Raw genomic sequence first — 14,439 nt, forward strand, 5'->3', positions numbered from 1 at the left:
GATCAGACCCTCTGTCCGATCTCACAGATTGAGCAGGGCTGCACCGCGCACACCGCCGGCTCCACCGAAGCGGGCCTCGCGGATCGCCGGCAGGGCAACACCGGGCAGCAGGTGGCCGGGCAGACGTTTGGGCAACTCCTCATAGAGGGCTGGCAGGGCGCTCAGGCCGCCCCCCAGCACCACCACATCGGGATCAATCACCGAGATGGCGGTGGCGAGGCCGGCGGCGATGATCTCGAGCCAGCAGTCGATGGTCGAGAGGGCCGCCGCCTCACGGGCATCGGCACGGGCGACGATCTGGTGGCCGCTCACCCGTTCCCCATGAACATGGTGGTATAGCCGCTCCAGGCCCGTGCCCGACGCATAAGTTTCGAAACAGACCAGGCGCCCGCAGCCACAGCGGGGACGGGGCAAATCCGGGTATTTCATCAGGATGGTGGCGGGCAGCGGGTAGTGACCGATCTCCCCCGCCAGCCAGTTGCGCCCCTGGATGAGTTTGCCCGCCAGGTAGACGGCGCCGCCGATGCCGGTGCCTATGGTGACGCCGAGGGCGCTGCCAGCACCGTCTGCGGCCCCCTGATGCACTTCCGACCAGAGGAAACAGTTGGCGTCATTGTCGACCTTGACCGGTCGGCCCAGCAGCTCGGCCAGATCCGCCCCCAGATGGCGGCCATGGATGGCGGGCAGGTTGGCCGCCACTATGCTCCCGTCGAGGCGATTGAGTATCCCCGGAAACCCGATGCCGACGACCCCTTTCACCCCGAAGCGCGCATCCGCCGCCTCGACCCGCTCGCGGATCAGCTGCTGCAACCCTTCGTAATCATTGCCGGGAGTGCTCATGCGCTCCTCGTGACAGAGATTCAAGGCGCCGTCATACACAGCGAACGCTATCTTGGTGCCGCCAATGTCAAATCCGTAGTACATGCCACACTCCCTTGTGGTGGACCCGGCCACCTCAGTCTGTCCAGATTGGGCACATTGTATTAATTCGCAAAAAAAATAAAGTGACCGGGGACGAAAAACGGGAGCCAGCTCAAAGCAAACGGAACATTTGTCGCTGTTGGCAAGGTTGTCCGAGGCTCATCAGGGTGCGCTCCTGACCGTCGAACATGAAGCCGCGGCGCAGGTAGAATCCCTCGCCGATGTGATTGCCATCCAGCAGCCAGAGCCTGACGCACTCGCAACCGGCCCGGCGCATCTGCACCGCCACCGCCTGCCACAGCCGTTTGCCATGACCCTGACGCCAATGATCGGGATGAAGGTAGAGCGCCCGGATCCGCGCCGTCATCAAGCCTTCCTCCAAAGAGGGCTGCCAGTAGAGCAGGCCGATGACCACGTCGTCCTGACAGACCAGCATGGGAACGGGGCCGGGCTCGGCGAGCCGATGTCGCCAGATCTGCAGGTGGTCGGTCACCGCCAGCTGGGCCAGCATGTCGGCCCCCAGCACCTCTCCGTAGGCCGCCAGCCAACTCGCCCGCTGCATCACCGTCATGGCGGCGGCATCGGCGGGACGCGCCAGGCGCAGGCTTACGCCTTGCACTGGGGAACCAGTCCTGATGCTTTCGCCTGCTGGTACAGGGGCTGCACTTCGGCCTGCTGGGCCTGCAGGTTGGCGATCCGGCTCTTGCCGCTGGGGTGGGTGGAGAGCAACTGGGGCGGTGCCTTGCCACCGGAGGCGGCGCTCATGTTCTGCCACAGGGTGACGGCTTCGGCCGGGTTGAACCCGGCGCGGGCCATCAGCTCGAGACCGAGCCGGTCCGCCTCGCTCTCCTGGGTTCTGCCATAAGGCAGGGCTATCCCCACCTGGACCCCGAGGCCCAGGGCGGCCATGGTGGCAGCGCCCCCGAGGCTGTCGCTGCTGCCGATGGCGGCGTCCGCCACCGCCAGCCCGATACCGGTCAGCTGATCCCGGGAGAGACGCTCGTTGGAGTGTTGGGCCAGCACGTGGGTCAGCTCGTGACCGATGACGGTGGCGAGCTGGTCCTGATTCTTGGCGACTTTCAACAGGCCGCTGTACACGCCTATCTTGCCGCCGGGCAGGGCGAAGGCGTTGATCTCCTTGGAGTCGAACACCACTACCTCCCAGCTGGTGATGCCATAGCTGGCAGGCACCTGGGCGGTCACCGCCTTGGCCACGCAGCTCACATAGGCATTCATCCTGGCATCCGTGCTTACCTTCTCCTGCTGCTTCATCTGGGTGAAGGAGTCGGCGCCCAGCTGGTTCATCTGCTGGGGGGAGAAAAGCAGCATCTGGTTGCGACCGGTCGGTGACTGGGCGCAACCGGCCAGCAGGGCGCTGCACAGGGCCGTCAGGGCCAGTCTGGAGAGGGAAGATGCGCGCATGAGAGGGTCCTTTTCCGTGAAGTTGCCCTATTCTCGGAAATGCCGCCGCCCGGCGCAAGCCGGGCGCTGCGCCCTGCGACCAAAAAGATCCTGGGGCGCACCAATGAAAACGAGCCCGCATGGGGCTCGTTTTTCTGCAAGGGCATGTTGTTACATGATGCCCAGCTTCTTCAGGTCGGCCTGAACCACCTTGGCCGGGACCGGCACATAGCCGTCCTTGGCAACGATGGTCTGGCCCGCCTTGGAGAGCATCATCTTCACAAACTCCTGCTCCATCGGGGAGAGCGGCTTGTTCGGATGCTTGTTCACGTAGACGTACAGGAAGCGCGACAGCGGGTACTTGCCGGTGATGGCGTTGTCGGAGCTCGCCTCGATGAAGGTCTTGCCATCCTTGGAGAGCGGAACGGCGCGCACCCCGGAGGTGACGTAGCCGATACCGGAGTAACCGATGCCGTTCAGGGAGGAGGAGACGGACTGTACCACGGAGGCGGAGCCCGGCTGCTCGTTCACGCCGCTCTTGAAGTCACCGTTGCACAGGGCGTGTTCCTTGAAGTAACCGTAGGTACCGGACACGGAGTTGCGACCGAACAGTTGCAGATCCTTGCCGGACCAGCTGCCGTCCAGACCCAGATCAGACCACTTGGTGGCCGCCTTGGCTTCGCCGCACTTGAGGGTGCTGGAGAAGATGGCGTCGATCTGCGACATGGTCAGCCCCTTGATGGGGTTGTCCTTGTTGACGAACACGGCCAGGGCATCGACAGCGACGCGGATGGCGGTCGGCTTGTAGCCGTAGCGCTTCTCGAATGCCTCCTCTTCACCAGCCTTCATGGCACGGCTCATGGGGCCAAACTGGGCGACGCCCTCGGTCAGGGCAGTCGGTGCGGTGGAAGAACCGGCGGCCTGGATCTGCACGTTGACGTTGGGATACATGCGCTTAAATTCTTCGGCCCACAGGGTCATCATGTTGGCCAGGGTGTCCGAGCCGACAGAGGACAGGTTGCCCGAGATGCCGCTGGTCGGTGTGTATTCCGGCAGGTCTTTATCCACACCGGCAGCCAGAGCGCTGACAGAAAACAGGGTTGCTGCGGTGAATCCGATGACACCAGCCAGTTTGTTGAGTTTCATCCAATCTCTCCAAGTCCAAGGTTGCAGAAGGCAATCGTCAGGTTGACGTCTAAACGTGGTTGACACCCGATCGCAATGATCCGTGGGCCAGCACCACTCCTTCTCCAGTGTTACAGAAGGTCCGTTCTTTAAGACGGCGCCAGTATCTGGCCTGGCAGTGACAAATTTATGGAATTTATATGACACTTTGATGACATGGGCCGAGAGTGGCCCGGATGAAAAAAGGGCTGCGATGCAGCCCTTCTCTCGTTGCTAACACATTGACACAAAATATTATTTCACCAGCACCATGCGGGCGGGAATGAGAAAGCTGAAGCGGCTGCCCGCACCGACCCGGCTCTCGATATCGAGATGGGCATCGTGATGACTCAGGGCATGCTTGACGATGGCAAGGCCGAGCCCGGACCCTCCGGTGTGGCGCGAGCGGGCCTTGTCGACCCGATAGAACCGCTCGGTGAGCCGCGCCAGATGCTCGGGGGGGATCCCCTCCCCCTCATCCTGCACCGCAAACAGCGCCATGCTCCCCTGCTTGCGCCACTCCACGGTGATCTTGCGCCCCGCCGGGGTGTAGTGGATGGCGTTGTAGACCAGGTTGGAGACGGCGCTGCGCAGCTGATCCTGATCCCCGCGCACCAGCAGATTGGGCTGGACCATGAAGACGATCTCGTGGGCCCGCTCGCCGGAGAGCGCCCGCGCCTCCTGCTCCAGCAGCCCCAGCATGGCGGGCATGTCCACCAGATGGGAGAGATCCACGGTGGGCGCCGCCTCGATGCGCGACAGGGTGAGCAGCTGGTTGACCAGATTGTCCATGCGGATCGTCTGCTCCATCATCACCTTGTGCGCCTTGGCCCACATGGCGGGGGGCGGCGGCTCCTCGGTCATCTCCAGATACCCCTTGAGCACGGTGAGGGGGGTGCGCAGCTCGTGAGAGACGTTGGAGACGAAGTGCTTGCGCGTCTTCTCCAGGCTGCGCAGCCGGGTCACATCCCGCACCACCAGCATGGCCTGGTCCTCCGCATAGGGCATGATGCGAAATTCGAGGAACTTCTCCTCGTTGATGGGGGAGTGCATCTCGAACGGCTCGTCATACTGCCCCTTGCCCAGATAGGCGACGAAGGCGGGGTGACGGATCAGGTTGCCGATGTGCTGGCCGGCATCCTCGGGCCAGCGAAAGCCGAGCAGTTGCTCCGCCAGCCGGTTGCACCAGAGGATGCTGCCGTCGGTGCGAAACACCACGGCCGCATCGGGCAGCGCCTCCGCCCCTTCCCGAAAGCGGCGGATGAGGCCCGCCAGCTCCCGGCGCCGGGCCCGGTGACGCTGCTGCAACTTGTAGATGCCGTTGAAGATGTGCTCCCAACTGCCGCTGCCGTGGGGCGGCACCAGGCTGCGATCGTGCCACAGCCAGTCCGACAGCCGCTTCTGGAAGCGGTAGTGCCAGACCAGGTGCACCACAGTGGCCACCAGCAGGCAGAGAACGAGATGATCGATTAACCAACCTACCAAGACGAAGGGGCTGTAGAAGAACGCCATTCGCCACAACTGTCGCCGCCAGGCGTAAGGTTGCAACATTAAGATCTCCTAGAGACAGCAAAGAGCCGGGTCCAATGCCCGCCGGCAGGCGCTGGCGGCACTGGCCCTGGCCTAGAGACGGGTCGAGAAGCGGTAGCCGGCCCCGCGCACCGTCTGGATCAATCTGTCGTGCCCCGTCTCTTCGATGGCCTTGCGCAGGCGGCGAATGTGTACGTCTACCGTCCTGTCCTCGACATACACGTTGGTACCCCAGACGTTGTTGAGCAACTGCTCGCGGCTGTAGACCCGCTCGGGGTGGGTCATGAAGAAGTGCAGCAGCTTGAATTCGGTCGGCCCCATGTCGAGGGCCTTCTCCTCGGCACTGACCCGGTGGGAAACGGGATCCAGCTTGAGCCCCTGCACCTCGATCACCTCGTCCACCGAGGTGGGAGAGACACGGCGCATCACGGCGTGCAGGCGGGCGGTGAGCTCCTTGGGGGAGAAGGGTTTGGTGATGTAGTCGTCGGCACCGGCCTCGAGCCCGCGCACCTTGTCCTCTTCCTCGCCCCGGGCGGTCAGCATCACCACCGGGATCTGGCGAGTCATCTCATCCTGCTTGAGCTGCTTGAGGAACTGGATACCGCTGCCGCCTGGCATCATCCAGTCCAGCACGATGAGTTCAGGGTAGGGTTCGCGCACCTTTGCCAGTCCATCGGCGTAATCTTCTGCTTCTACTGTTTCATATCCCTTCTGCTCAAGCACGAAGCAGAGCATTTCGCGGATCGGTGCCTCGTCCTCGACCACCAGAATTCGCTTAGCCATATCCCTTCTCTCTCCTCTGTGAAGATGGGTGCGCCAATTATTAGAACTTTCTGTGACACTTTTATGACTTTATGACGGGCGGGATGATAAACGTTTTCAGATTCAGTTGGCAGCAGCGAGTTGCAGCAGGTCCCAGCGATTGCCACTGATGTCCTCGAACACCACCACGGTACCGTAAGGTTCGAGGCGCGGCTGTTCACAAAAATGAACGCCATAGGCCTGCATCCGCTCGTAATCGCCCCAGAAGTCGTCGGTCTCAAGGAACAGGAAGACCCGACCGCCCCCCTGGCGACCGATGGCGGCGCGCTGCTCCTCGTTGGCCGCGCGGGCCAGCAGCAGGGCGGAGCCGGGAGCCCCCTTGGGAGCGACCCGCACCCAGCGTTTGCCCGGTTTGCCCGGCTCCTTGAGGGGCGTGTCCTCCAGCAGTTCGAACCCCAGCCCCCGGGTGAAGAAGGCGATGGCCTCGTCGTAATCCGCCACCAGCAGCGTCAGGGCGCCAATGTGTTGTGCCATGGCATCTCTCCTCAGATAAATGATGGGGCGCATGATAGCCCCGCACGGCCATGGGCTCCAGCGCCGGATCAGTCGGGCGCCACCTCCACCCGGTTGCGACCATTCTGCTTGGCCTGATAGAGCGCCTCGTCGGCCCGCTTGAGCGCCTGCTCCAGGCTATCCTTGCGCCGCTCGGCCACCCCGAAGGAGGCGGTGATCCCGAGCCCCAGCGGCCAGTGCCTGTACCCCTCCAGCGCCCCTCTCAGCCGCTCCGCCAGGGCGGCGGCCCGTCCCTCGTCGTAATGGAGGCAGACCAGCACGAACTCCTCCCCGCCCCAGCGCACTAGTCGGCACAGGCTGTCGCAATGGCGCAGCAGCTCGCTCACCATGTGCTTGAGCACCTCGTCCCCCACCGGGTGGCCGTGACCGTCGTTGACCCCCTTGAAGTGATCGATGTCGATGTAGATGAAGGAGAGCGGCATCTCGCCGAGCTCCCCGAGCAGCTTTTCGCCGCCGAGCCGATTGAGGGCCCCGGTCAGGGGATCGTAACGGGCCTCCTCCTCGGTGCGCCGGTTCTGCTCGCACAGGCTCGCACTCAGGGCTTCAGCCGCGAGGCGCGCCTCCCTGGCCTTGCGCAGCCGATCGCCAAACATCAGATTCTGGACCAGGAAGAGCAGCACGCCGTAGACAAGCCACCCCAGCAGCAGATAGCGATAGAAGTCCCCCGGCTTGCACCAGCGGCCATAGAACTCCAGTCGCTCGAGCCGCAACCGGTACTCCCCCGGCAGCATCTTGTCATCGGAGGCGATCTCGATGGCGTAAACATGGTGCAGATCCGGCCCCTGCTGGACCAGCGGGATGTCGTACTGCTGCACCCACCAGGAGCTGGGGGCAAAGACATTCAGGGGGACATCCTGCTCACGACCAAAATCCCTGGCGGTGAAGAGCACTTCGTTGAACTTGTGGGAACTCTCGTCTTCCCGCGTCGAGTAGACGGGATCGTAGTTGCGCAGATAAAGGCGCCAGGCCTGTACCCCCTGCCCTTCTACATCCAGCCTCACCCGCACCCCGGTGAAGCCGGAGAGATCCAGCCCCTGCTCGGGATCGGTCAGGGTCAGAACCAGCTCGCAGAAAGGATAGGCATATTGGCTTCGCAGGGTGCACTGGATGGCGGGTCTGTCGCCCCCCTGACTCAGGGTGGCAACGGAGGAGCCCTTGTGGGCCCTGTCATCCTGGGCACGCACGGACAAACCGGCCTGGCTCAGGATGTCGAGCCGCCGCTCGGGTCCGAATTCGAATAACACCATGGCCAGCAGGCTCGCCGCCAGCAGGCACCAGAACAACAGCGTCGTCATGCGGGAATAGGAAGGGATCATCGGCATCACACCTGAAAAAGGGCTTTTACCCTACACCTTGAAGCGCCGGACCGCGCTGATCCAGATCCAAGGTTATTACACGCGCCGCACCGGGCGCAGACGAGTGCCGACTAGCCGGCACGGGCCCCATGGGGCGCAAGCGGCATCGGCCAACAGCCGGGAGAGAGGCGGGGGGCCTCGTCGGTCGTAAGATGGATCATTGCGCACTCCCTGCGATGGAAACATAACGAAAAAACGTCCTTGCCACCGCAGTCTACACAAGCGCTGGACGGCGCGACACCCGTTACCCCTCCTCCCGCAGCGCCCGATAGAGGGTGGTGCGACTGATGCCAAGACGGCGCGCCGCCTCGCTCACGTTGCCGCCGCACTCCGTCAGGGTCTGCTGCACCCGCTGCCGGCTCTGCTCGCGCAGGGTATTCCCTCCCAAAGGTGAGCTCGCTCCCCCCGCCACGGCGGGCAGATGCAGATGGGCAGGTTCAATCCAGCCCTGCCCCTCTGCCAGTACACAGGCCACCTCCAGCGCCTGTTTGAGCTGGCGCACGTTGCCGGGCAGCGGGTGGGCCAGCAACCGCTGCTCCGCCTCCCGGCTCAGTTGTAGCGCCGGGTCCATCTGGGCGAGCAGGTTCAGGATCAGCCCCTGACGCTCGGGCACCGACCAGGCCCGCAGGGGGGCCAGTTGCTGGCGCCAGCCGCAGATGCGGTAGTAGAGATCTTCGCGAAAGGTGCCGGCCGCCACCATGGCCGCCAGATCCCGATGACTGGCGCTGACCAGCCAGAAATCCACCGCCTCGGGTCTGTGGCTGCCCACCGGGGTGACGACGCGCTCCTGCAACACCCGCAGCAGCCGGGTCTGGGCCTGGAGCGGCAGCTCGCCAATTTCATCCAGCATCAGGATGCCGCCGTGGGCGGCGCGCAGATAGCCCTGGCTGCCCTGGCTGCGGGCACCGCTGAAGGCCCCCCCCACATAGCCGAACAGCTCAGCCTCCACCAGCTCCGCCGGCAGGGCGCCGCAGTTGACGCACACCAGAGGCCGCGCCCGACGGCTCGATCTAGCGTGCAGGGTGCGCACCAGGTGCTCCTTGCCGCTGCCGGTCTCCCCCTCGATGAGCAATGAGATGCCCCGCTCCAGCATCTTGAGCGGCACCTGCTGCGCCTGCGATCCCCCCTCCTCAACCGCGCTCGGCAGGGGGAGCCTGGCGGCGCGCTCCCCCGCCTCCGGCACCAATCGCAGCCCGCGGCGCTCGCGCAGCAGCTGCTTGCCGTCGAAGGGGTGCTGGCCGAGCCAGAGCCGACCGGCCCGGTTGGCCCCGAGCAGCTCGCCCCCCTCCCCCAGCAGCAGGCGGGCAGACCAGAGACTCTGGGGATCGAGATCCACCAGCCAGCCCGGCTGGCGGGCCAGCAGGGCGTTTTCCAGGGTCATGGCCAGGAGGCGCACGGTGCCCAGCATGTCGCCGCCGTGGTGGGCCGCATCGGTGGAGATGTCGAGCACGCCGAGCAGCTGCCCGTCCGGCCCGAGCAGGGGACAGGCGCTGCAACTGAGAAAGCTGTGCTGGGCGAAGAAGTGCTGCGCCCCCAGCACCTGTACCTCGCTCTGCTCGGCCAGCGCGGTGCCGATGGCGTTGGTGCCCTTGCTCGCCTCCCCCCAGCGGGCGCCGCTGCGCAGGAAGATCCGCTCGGCATGGCGGGCAAACCGGTCGTCTCCGCTCACCGCGAGGATGGCCCCCTCGCCGTCACACAACAGCAGACGACAGGGTCTGCCCGCCAGCAACTGGCCAAAGAGCGGCAGCACGAAGCGCTGGAAGCAGGCGATGAGCGTCCTGTGCTGCTCCTGGCGAGCCGACAGCTCCCCCTGGGGCAGCAAGTCCAGCTCGGCGCTCTGCTGGCGGCTCAGCCCCTGATGCAGGCAGCGCTCCCAGGAGCGCTGGATTGGGCTGGCACCGGATTGAGGCAACTCGCTCATCACACCTCCTTCTACACACTCGCGAATAGGGCCGCCTTGGGGAAGCGCCTTCATCACGTCTCCTGTTCACAAACGGCACAGTGTCACACCCGATGTTCAGAAACGGCACAGTTCGGGGGCCGTCCAGGGGGGCACTGGTTAACCAAGATACCCCTTGGCACCCCGTTTGATAACGTTTTTGCAACCTTTTTTGTGTAGAGCGCCGCCCGCTGGCACGCCCCTTGCGATGACAGGAAGCAACCGGACTGCCCGCCAGGCCGGTCAGGACCACACACACATAAGGATGATGAGATGATTTATACCGCTCCCGGTCAGGCAGGTGCCCTGGTCAGCTTCAAATCCCGTTATGACAACTTCATCGGTGGCGACTGGGTGGCGCCGCGCGCCGGCCGCTATTTCGAGAACATCTCGCCGGTGGATGGCCGGGTGTTCTGCGAGGTGGCCCGCTCCGACGCCGCCGACATCGAGCTCGCCCTGGACGCGGCCCACAAGGCGTTCGCCAGCTGGAGCAAGACCAGCGTCACCGAGCGCAGCAACCTGCTGCTGCGCATCGCCGATCGCATCGAACAGAACATTGAGCGGCTTGCCGTCGCCGAGACCTGGGAGAACGGCAAGGCGGTGCGCGAGACCCTGGCCGCCGACCTGCCCCTGGTGGTGGATCACTTCCGCTACTTCGCCGGCTGCATCCGCGCTCAGGAGGGCTCCGCCGCCGAGCTGGACCAGAACACCGTCAGCTACCACTTCAAGGAGCCCATCGGGGTGGTCGGCCAGATCATCCCGTGGAACTTCCCCCTGCTGATGGCCGCCTGGAAGCTGGCCCCGGTACTGGCGGCCGGCTGTTGCAGCGTGCTCAAGCCCGCCGAGCAGACCCCGGTCACCATCATGCTGATGATGGATCTCATCAAGGACATCCTGCCCCCTGGCGTGGTCAACGTGGTCAACGGCTTCGGCGCCGAGGCGGGCCAGGCGCTCGCCACCAGCAACCGGATCCAGAAGCTCGCCTTCACCGGTTCAACTGAAGTGGGCGCCCATATCCTGCGCTGCGCCGCCGACAAGCTGATCCCCTCCACCGTGGAGCTCGGTGGCAAGTCCCCCAACATCTACTTCGCCGACGTGATGCAGCACGAGAGCAGCTACATCGACAAGGCGGTGGAAGGGATGCTGATGACCTTCTTCAACCAGGGCGAGGTGTGCACCTGCCCCTCCCGCGCCCTGGTGCAGGCCAGCATCTATGACGACTTCATGGACAAGGTGCTGGCCCGCGCCCGCACCATCGTGCAGGGCAACCCCCTCGACACCACGACCCAGGTGGGGGCCCAGGCGTCCCGCGAGCAGTTCGACAAGATCCTGAGCTACATGGAGATCGGCCGCGGCGAAGGGGCCAAGATGCTGCTGGGCGGCGGCCCGGCCAAGGTGAGCGGGCTGGAGGGGGGCTTCTACATCCAGCCCACCATCTTCTCGGGCCAGAACAAGATGCGGGTGTTCCAGGAGGAGATCTTCGGGCCGGCGCTCGGGGTCACCACCTTCAAGGACGAGGCGGATGCCCTGGCCATTGCCAACGACACCCAGTACGGGCTGGGGGCCGGCCTGTGGACCCGGGACAGCAACCTGGCCTGGCGCATGGGGCGCGGCATCCAGGCCGGCCGGGTCTGGGTCAACTGCTACCACGCCTACCCGGCCCACGCGGCCTTTGGCGGCTACAAGAAGTCAGGGATCGGTCGCGAGACCCACAAGATGATGCTGGACCACTACCAGAACACCAAGAACCTGCTGGTGAGCCACGACATCAACCCCCTCGGCTTCTTCTAAGCCCATCCCGTGATCCACAAGGGCGCCTGCGGGCGCCCTTTTTCATGCGGTTCAGGCCACGGGTTGGCCCAGTTGCTGGCGATAGCGCTGGGGGGCGCAGCCCTGTTCGCGCTGGAACATGGCGATGAAAGCCGAGGTGGAGGCGTAACCGAGGCGCCAGGCGATCTCCTGCACCGGCATCTCGCCCCGCAGCCAGTCCAGCGCCTTCACCAGCCGCAGCCGGGTGCGCCACTGGCCGAGGCTCATGCCAAGCTCCTTCTGGCAGCGCCGCGCCAGGGTGCGCTCCGTGGTGTGCAGCGCCCTGGCCCACTCCACCAGCGTGCGGTTGTCCTCCGGCGCCGCCTGCAATGCCGCCAGCAAGGGGGCCAGCAGGCGATCCCGGCTCTGGGGCAGGTAGCTCGGCTGGCAACGGGTGCGGGCCAGCTTCTCGATGAAGAGCTCACCCTGACGGGCATCCCACTCATCCTCCATGTGCCCGACCCGGCGCTGGGTGAAGTCCTCCAGCAGGGCCCGCAGCAAGGGGGTGAGGGCCAGCAGCTGGGGTTCCCGTGGCAGGCGCGGTGCCAGGGCGTGGCTCACGTAGATGGAGGTGTAATCCAGGGTCTGCTCGTTGAAGGCGGTGTGGGGCAGGTCCGCCGGCACCCAGATGAGGTAGTCCGGAGGCGCCACCAGCCGCTCTCCCCCCACCTCCACCACCATGACCCCCAGGCTGATGAGGCTGAGCTGACCCCAGGGGTGGGCGTGCTCGGCGCAGGCGTTGCCCCCCTGGATCTGGCTGTAGCGAAAGTAGAGGGGGTTGGGGTCGGCCAGCAGGCGATCCTGCTCGGCCAGGGTGAGGGTGCCCATGCAGATTGTCCCAAAGCGGTTATGACATGTCTTATTTACGCTACTTACCTCGTTCAAGACAAGGCTAGACTCTCCCCATCGTACCAAGGAGTGCCTATGCCTTTTCTCTTCCCCCTGCTCGCCATCCTGATCTGGGCCGCCAATACCGTGGTCTCCAAGGCCGCCGCCGGCGTGCTGGATCCCGCCGCCATCTCCTTCTATCGCTGGGTGATCGCCGCCCTCGCGCTCTCCCCCTTCTGTCTGCCGCAGCTCTGGCGCCGCCGGGCCGACATCCGCCCCTGGCTCGGCAAGCTGCTGGTGCTCTCCCTGCTCGGCATGGTGCTCTACCAGTGCCTCGCCTACTACGCCGCCCACAGCACCTCGGCCACCAACATGGGGGTCATCGGCTCCCTGCTGCCCCTGCTCACCCTGCTCATCGGGGCCTGCTGCTTTGGCCAGAAGCCGGGCAAGCAGGCGCTGCTCGGCATGAGCCTCTCCCTGTTCGGGGTGCTCTGGCTGCTGGGTCAGGGCAACCCCCTGGCACTGCTGCACAGCGGCATCAACCCCGGCGACGGCATGATGTTGCTGGGGGCGGCCAGCTATGCCCTCTATGGCCTGCTGATCCGCCGCTGGCAACTGCCGTTCGGCCCCTGGCTCAACCTCTACCTGCAGATCCTGCTGGCGGTGCTGCTGCTCATCCCGGTGGCCCTCTCTGCCGACTCCCTGGCCATTCCCGCCCAGGGCTGGAGCATGGTGCTGTTCGCCGGCCTCGCCTCCTCCATCTTCGCCGCCTACTGCTGGATGCGCGGCCTCGCCACCCTGGGGGCGGAGCGCACCTCGGTCTTCATGAACCTGATGCCCCTGTGCACGGCCCTCATCGCCGTCATCACCCTGGGGGAGCCCATCCACGGCTATCACCTGCTGGGGGGCGGCCTCATCCTGACCGGGGTCACGCTCTCCCAGCTCAAGCCGAGGGTACGCCGTCCTCTGCCGGAAGGGGCCTGAGCCGGCCAGCACCATGAAAGAAGGGAGCCTCGGCTCCCTTTGTCATTTTCCCGCCCAGGTGGTGCCCTCAACGGAGCGAGCAGGCCAACCCGGGGCGGGCTGAGTGCGGGCCGCTCATGCGTTCACCCCCTTCATCCCCTCGGCGGTATAGCGCTCCCCCGCCACCGGCAGGGTCCGGACGGCCTGTCCCAGGGCCCCTAGCTCTGCAGGGGAGAGGCGCACCGAGAGGGCGCCGAGGTTATCCTCAAGGTGGGTCAGGCGCCGGGTGCCGGGGATGGGCACTATCCCCTCCCATTGCGCCAGCAGCCAGGCCAGGGCTATCTGCGCCGCCGAGCATCCCTTCTGCTGCGCCAGGGCCATGACCGCCTGCACCAGGGTGCGGTTGGTGGCGAGGTTTTCCCCCTGAAACCGCGGCAGGCCGGCCCGAAAATCCCCCTCCTCGAACACCGCCTCCTGCTGGTAACGCCCGGTCAGAAACCCGCGCCCCAGGGGGGAGTAGGCCACCAGACCAATCCCCAGCTCCCGGCAGGCGGGCAGCACCGCCGCCTCCACCTCCCGCGTCCAGAGGGAGTATTCGGTCTGCACCGCCGCCACCGGGTGTACGGCATGGGCGCGCCTCAGGGTGGCTTCGCTCACCTCGCACAGACCGATGCGGGCTATCTTGCCCTCCTGCACCAGTTGCGCCAGCCCGGCCATGGTCTCCTCGACGGGATGGGCCGGATCGAGGCGGTGCACATAGTAGAGATCGATCTGCTCGATGCCGAGGCGGCGCAGGGAACCCTCGCAGCTCTGGCGTGCATAGCGGGCGCTGTTGTCGAGGGTACGCCTGTACTCCCCGTGCTGGCGCACGATGCCAAACTTGGTGGCGACCTTCACCTGCCCCCGCCGGGTCGCGAGAAAACGCCCGATCAGCGCCTCGTTGTGGTGGGGGCCGTACATGTCGGCGGTGTCGAGCAGGTCGATGCCCCGCTCCACCGCCTCCGCCAGCACCCGCAAGGACGTCTCATCGTCCCGCGGCCCGTAGAATTCGCTCATCCCCATGCAGCCCAGCCCCAGTGCAGAGACCTGCAGGTTGGCTCCCAGTGTTCGTCGTTGCATCGCATTTTCTCCCTGACAAGTTGCAGGGGAGTATGGTCTTCCGAAAATGAATGAGATATAGAGATAACTGGCAAC

Annotated in this window: 13 protein-coding genes; 2 read left to right on the top strand and 11 right to left on the bottom strand. The window is 65.2% G+C overall.

Annotated elements, in window-relative coordinates:
- Positions 1–21 precede the first annotated feature (21 nt).
- The 9 genes from ACVDHI_RS02485 to ACVDHI_RS02525 all read right to left on the bottom strand — a co-directional run bounded on the left by ACVDHI_RS02485 (position 22) and on the right by ACVDHI_RS02525 (position 9,627).
- Entirely contained in the window at positions 22–924 is a 903-nt protein-coding gene (locus ACVDHI_RS02485; RefSeq protein ID WP_041214715.1) for an ROK family protein, read from the bottom strand.
- Positions 925–1,033: 109 nt separating this feature from the next.
- Positions 1,034–1,540, bottom strand: coding sequence for a GNAT family N-acetyltransferase (locus ACVDHI_RS02490; protein WP_039039287.1), 507 nt, complete (start codon positions 1,538–1,540; stop codon positions 1,034–1,036).
- Positions 1,528–2,343, bottom strand: a complete 816-nt coding sequence (locus ACVDHI_RS02495) for a M48 family metallopeptidase (RefSeq protein ID WP_447211648.1) — start codon at positions 2,341–2,343, stop codon at positions 1,528–1,530. The genes ACVDHI_RS02490 and ACVDHI_RS02495 overlap by 13 nt, the downstream gene beginning before the upstream one ends.
- Positions 2,344–2,493: 150 nt before the next feature.
- Entirely contained in the window at positions 2,494–3,468 is a 975-nt protein-coding gene (locus tag ACVDHI_RS02500) for a PstS family phosphate ABC transporter substrate-binding protein (protein WP_039039286.1), read from the bottom strand.
- 273 nt (positions 3,469–3,741) lie between these two features.
- A complete protein-coding gene (gene phoR / locus ACVDHI_RS02505; RefSeq protein ID WP_010673472.1) occupies positions 3,742–5,037 on the bottom strand; it encodes a phosphate regulon sensor histidine kinase PhoR in 1,296 nt (431 codons plus the stop codon).
- Positions 5,038–5,109: 72 nt separating this feature from the next.
- The gene (gene phoB / locus ACVDHI_RS02510; RefSeq protein ID WP_010673471.1) at positions 5,110–5,799 is read right to left on the bottom strand and encodes a phosphate regulon transcriptional regulator PhoB; all 690 of its coding nucleotides are present in this window, start codon (positions 5,797–5,799) and stop codon (positions 5,110–5,112) included.
- 102 nt (positions 5,800–5,901) lie between these two features.
- Positions 5,902–6,312: a VOC family protein gene (locus tag ACVDHI_RS02515; protein ID WP_447211649.1), complete on the bottom strand. Its 411-nt coding sequence runs from the start codon at positions 6,310–6,312 to the stop codon at positions 5,902–5,904.
- A gap of 68 nt (positions 6,313–6,380) precedes the next feature.
- Positions 6,381–7,667, bottom strand: a complete 1,287-nt coding sequence (locus tag ACVDHI_RS02520; RefSeq protein WP_139700623.1) for a GGDEF domain-containing protein — start codon at positions 7,665–7,667, stop codon at positions 6,381–6,383.
- A 283-nt stretch (positions 7,668–7,950) separates the two neighbouring features.
- On the bottom strand, positions 7,951–9,627 hold the full coding sequence (locus ACVDHI_RS02525; RefSeq protein WP_216944517.1) for a sigma-54-dependent Fis family transcriptional regulator: 1,677 nt from the start codon (positions 9,625–9,627) through the stop codon (positions 7,951–7,953).
- 291 nt (positions 9,628–9,918) lie between these two features.
- Here ACVDHI_RS02525 and exaC point away from each other — a divergent pair, with 291 nt between their 5' ends.
- On the top strand, positions 9,919–11,436 hold the full coding sequence (exaC, locus tag ACVDHI_RS02530; protein ID WP_042882672.1) for an acetaldehyde dehydrogenase ExaC: 1,518 nt from the start codon (positions 9,919–9,921) through the stop codon (positions 11,434–11,436).
- 51 nt (positions 11,437–11,487) lie between these two features.
- Here exaC and ACVDHI_RS02535 read toward each other — a convergent pair whose 3' ends face one another.
- A complete protein-coding gene (locus tag ACVDHI_RS02535) occupies positions 11,488–12,282 on the bottom strand; it encodes an AraC family transcriptional regulator (protein WP_010673466.1) in 795 nt (264 codons plus the stop codon).
- A 96-nt stretch (positions 12,283–12,378) separates the two neighbouring features.
- Between ACVDHI_RS02535 and ACVDHI_RS02540 the strand changes: the two genes are divergently transcribed.
- Positions 12,379–13,266, top strand: coding sequence for a DMT family transporter (locus tag ACVDHI_RS02540; RefSeq protein WP_447211650.1), 888 nt, complete (start codon positions 12,379–12,381; stop codon positions 13,264–13,266).
- Between the two features lie 114 nt (positions 13,267–13,380).
- Here the strand turns inward: ACVDHI_RS02540 and ACVDHI_RS02545 are convergent, their stop codons facing one another.
- Entirely contained in the window at positions 13,381–14,364 is a 984-nt protein-coding gene (locus ACVDHI_RS02545) for an aldo/keto reductase (RefSeq protein ID WP_447211651.1), read from the bottom strand.
- Positions 14,365–14,439: the final 75 nt, after the last annotated feature.

The organism is Aeromonas sp. 25-248 (assembly GCF_053005425.1).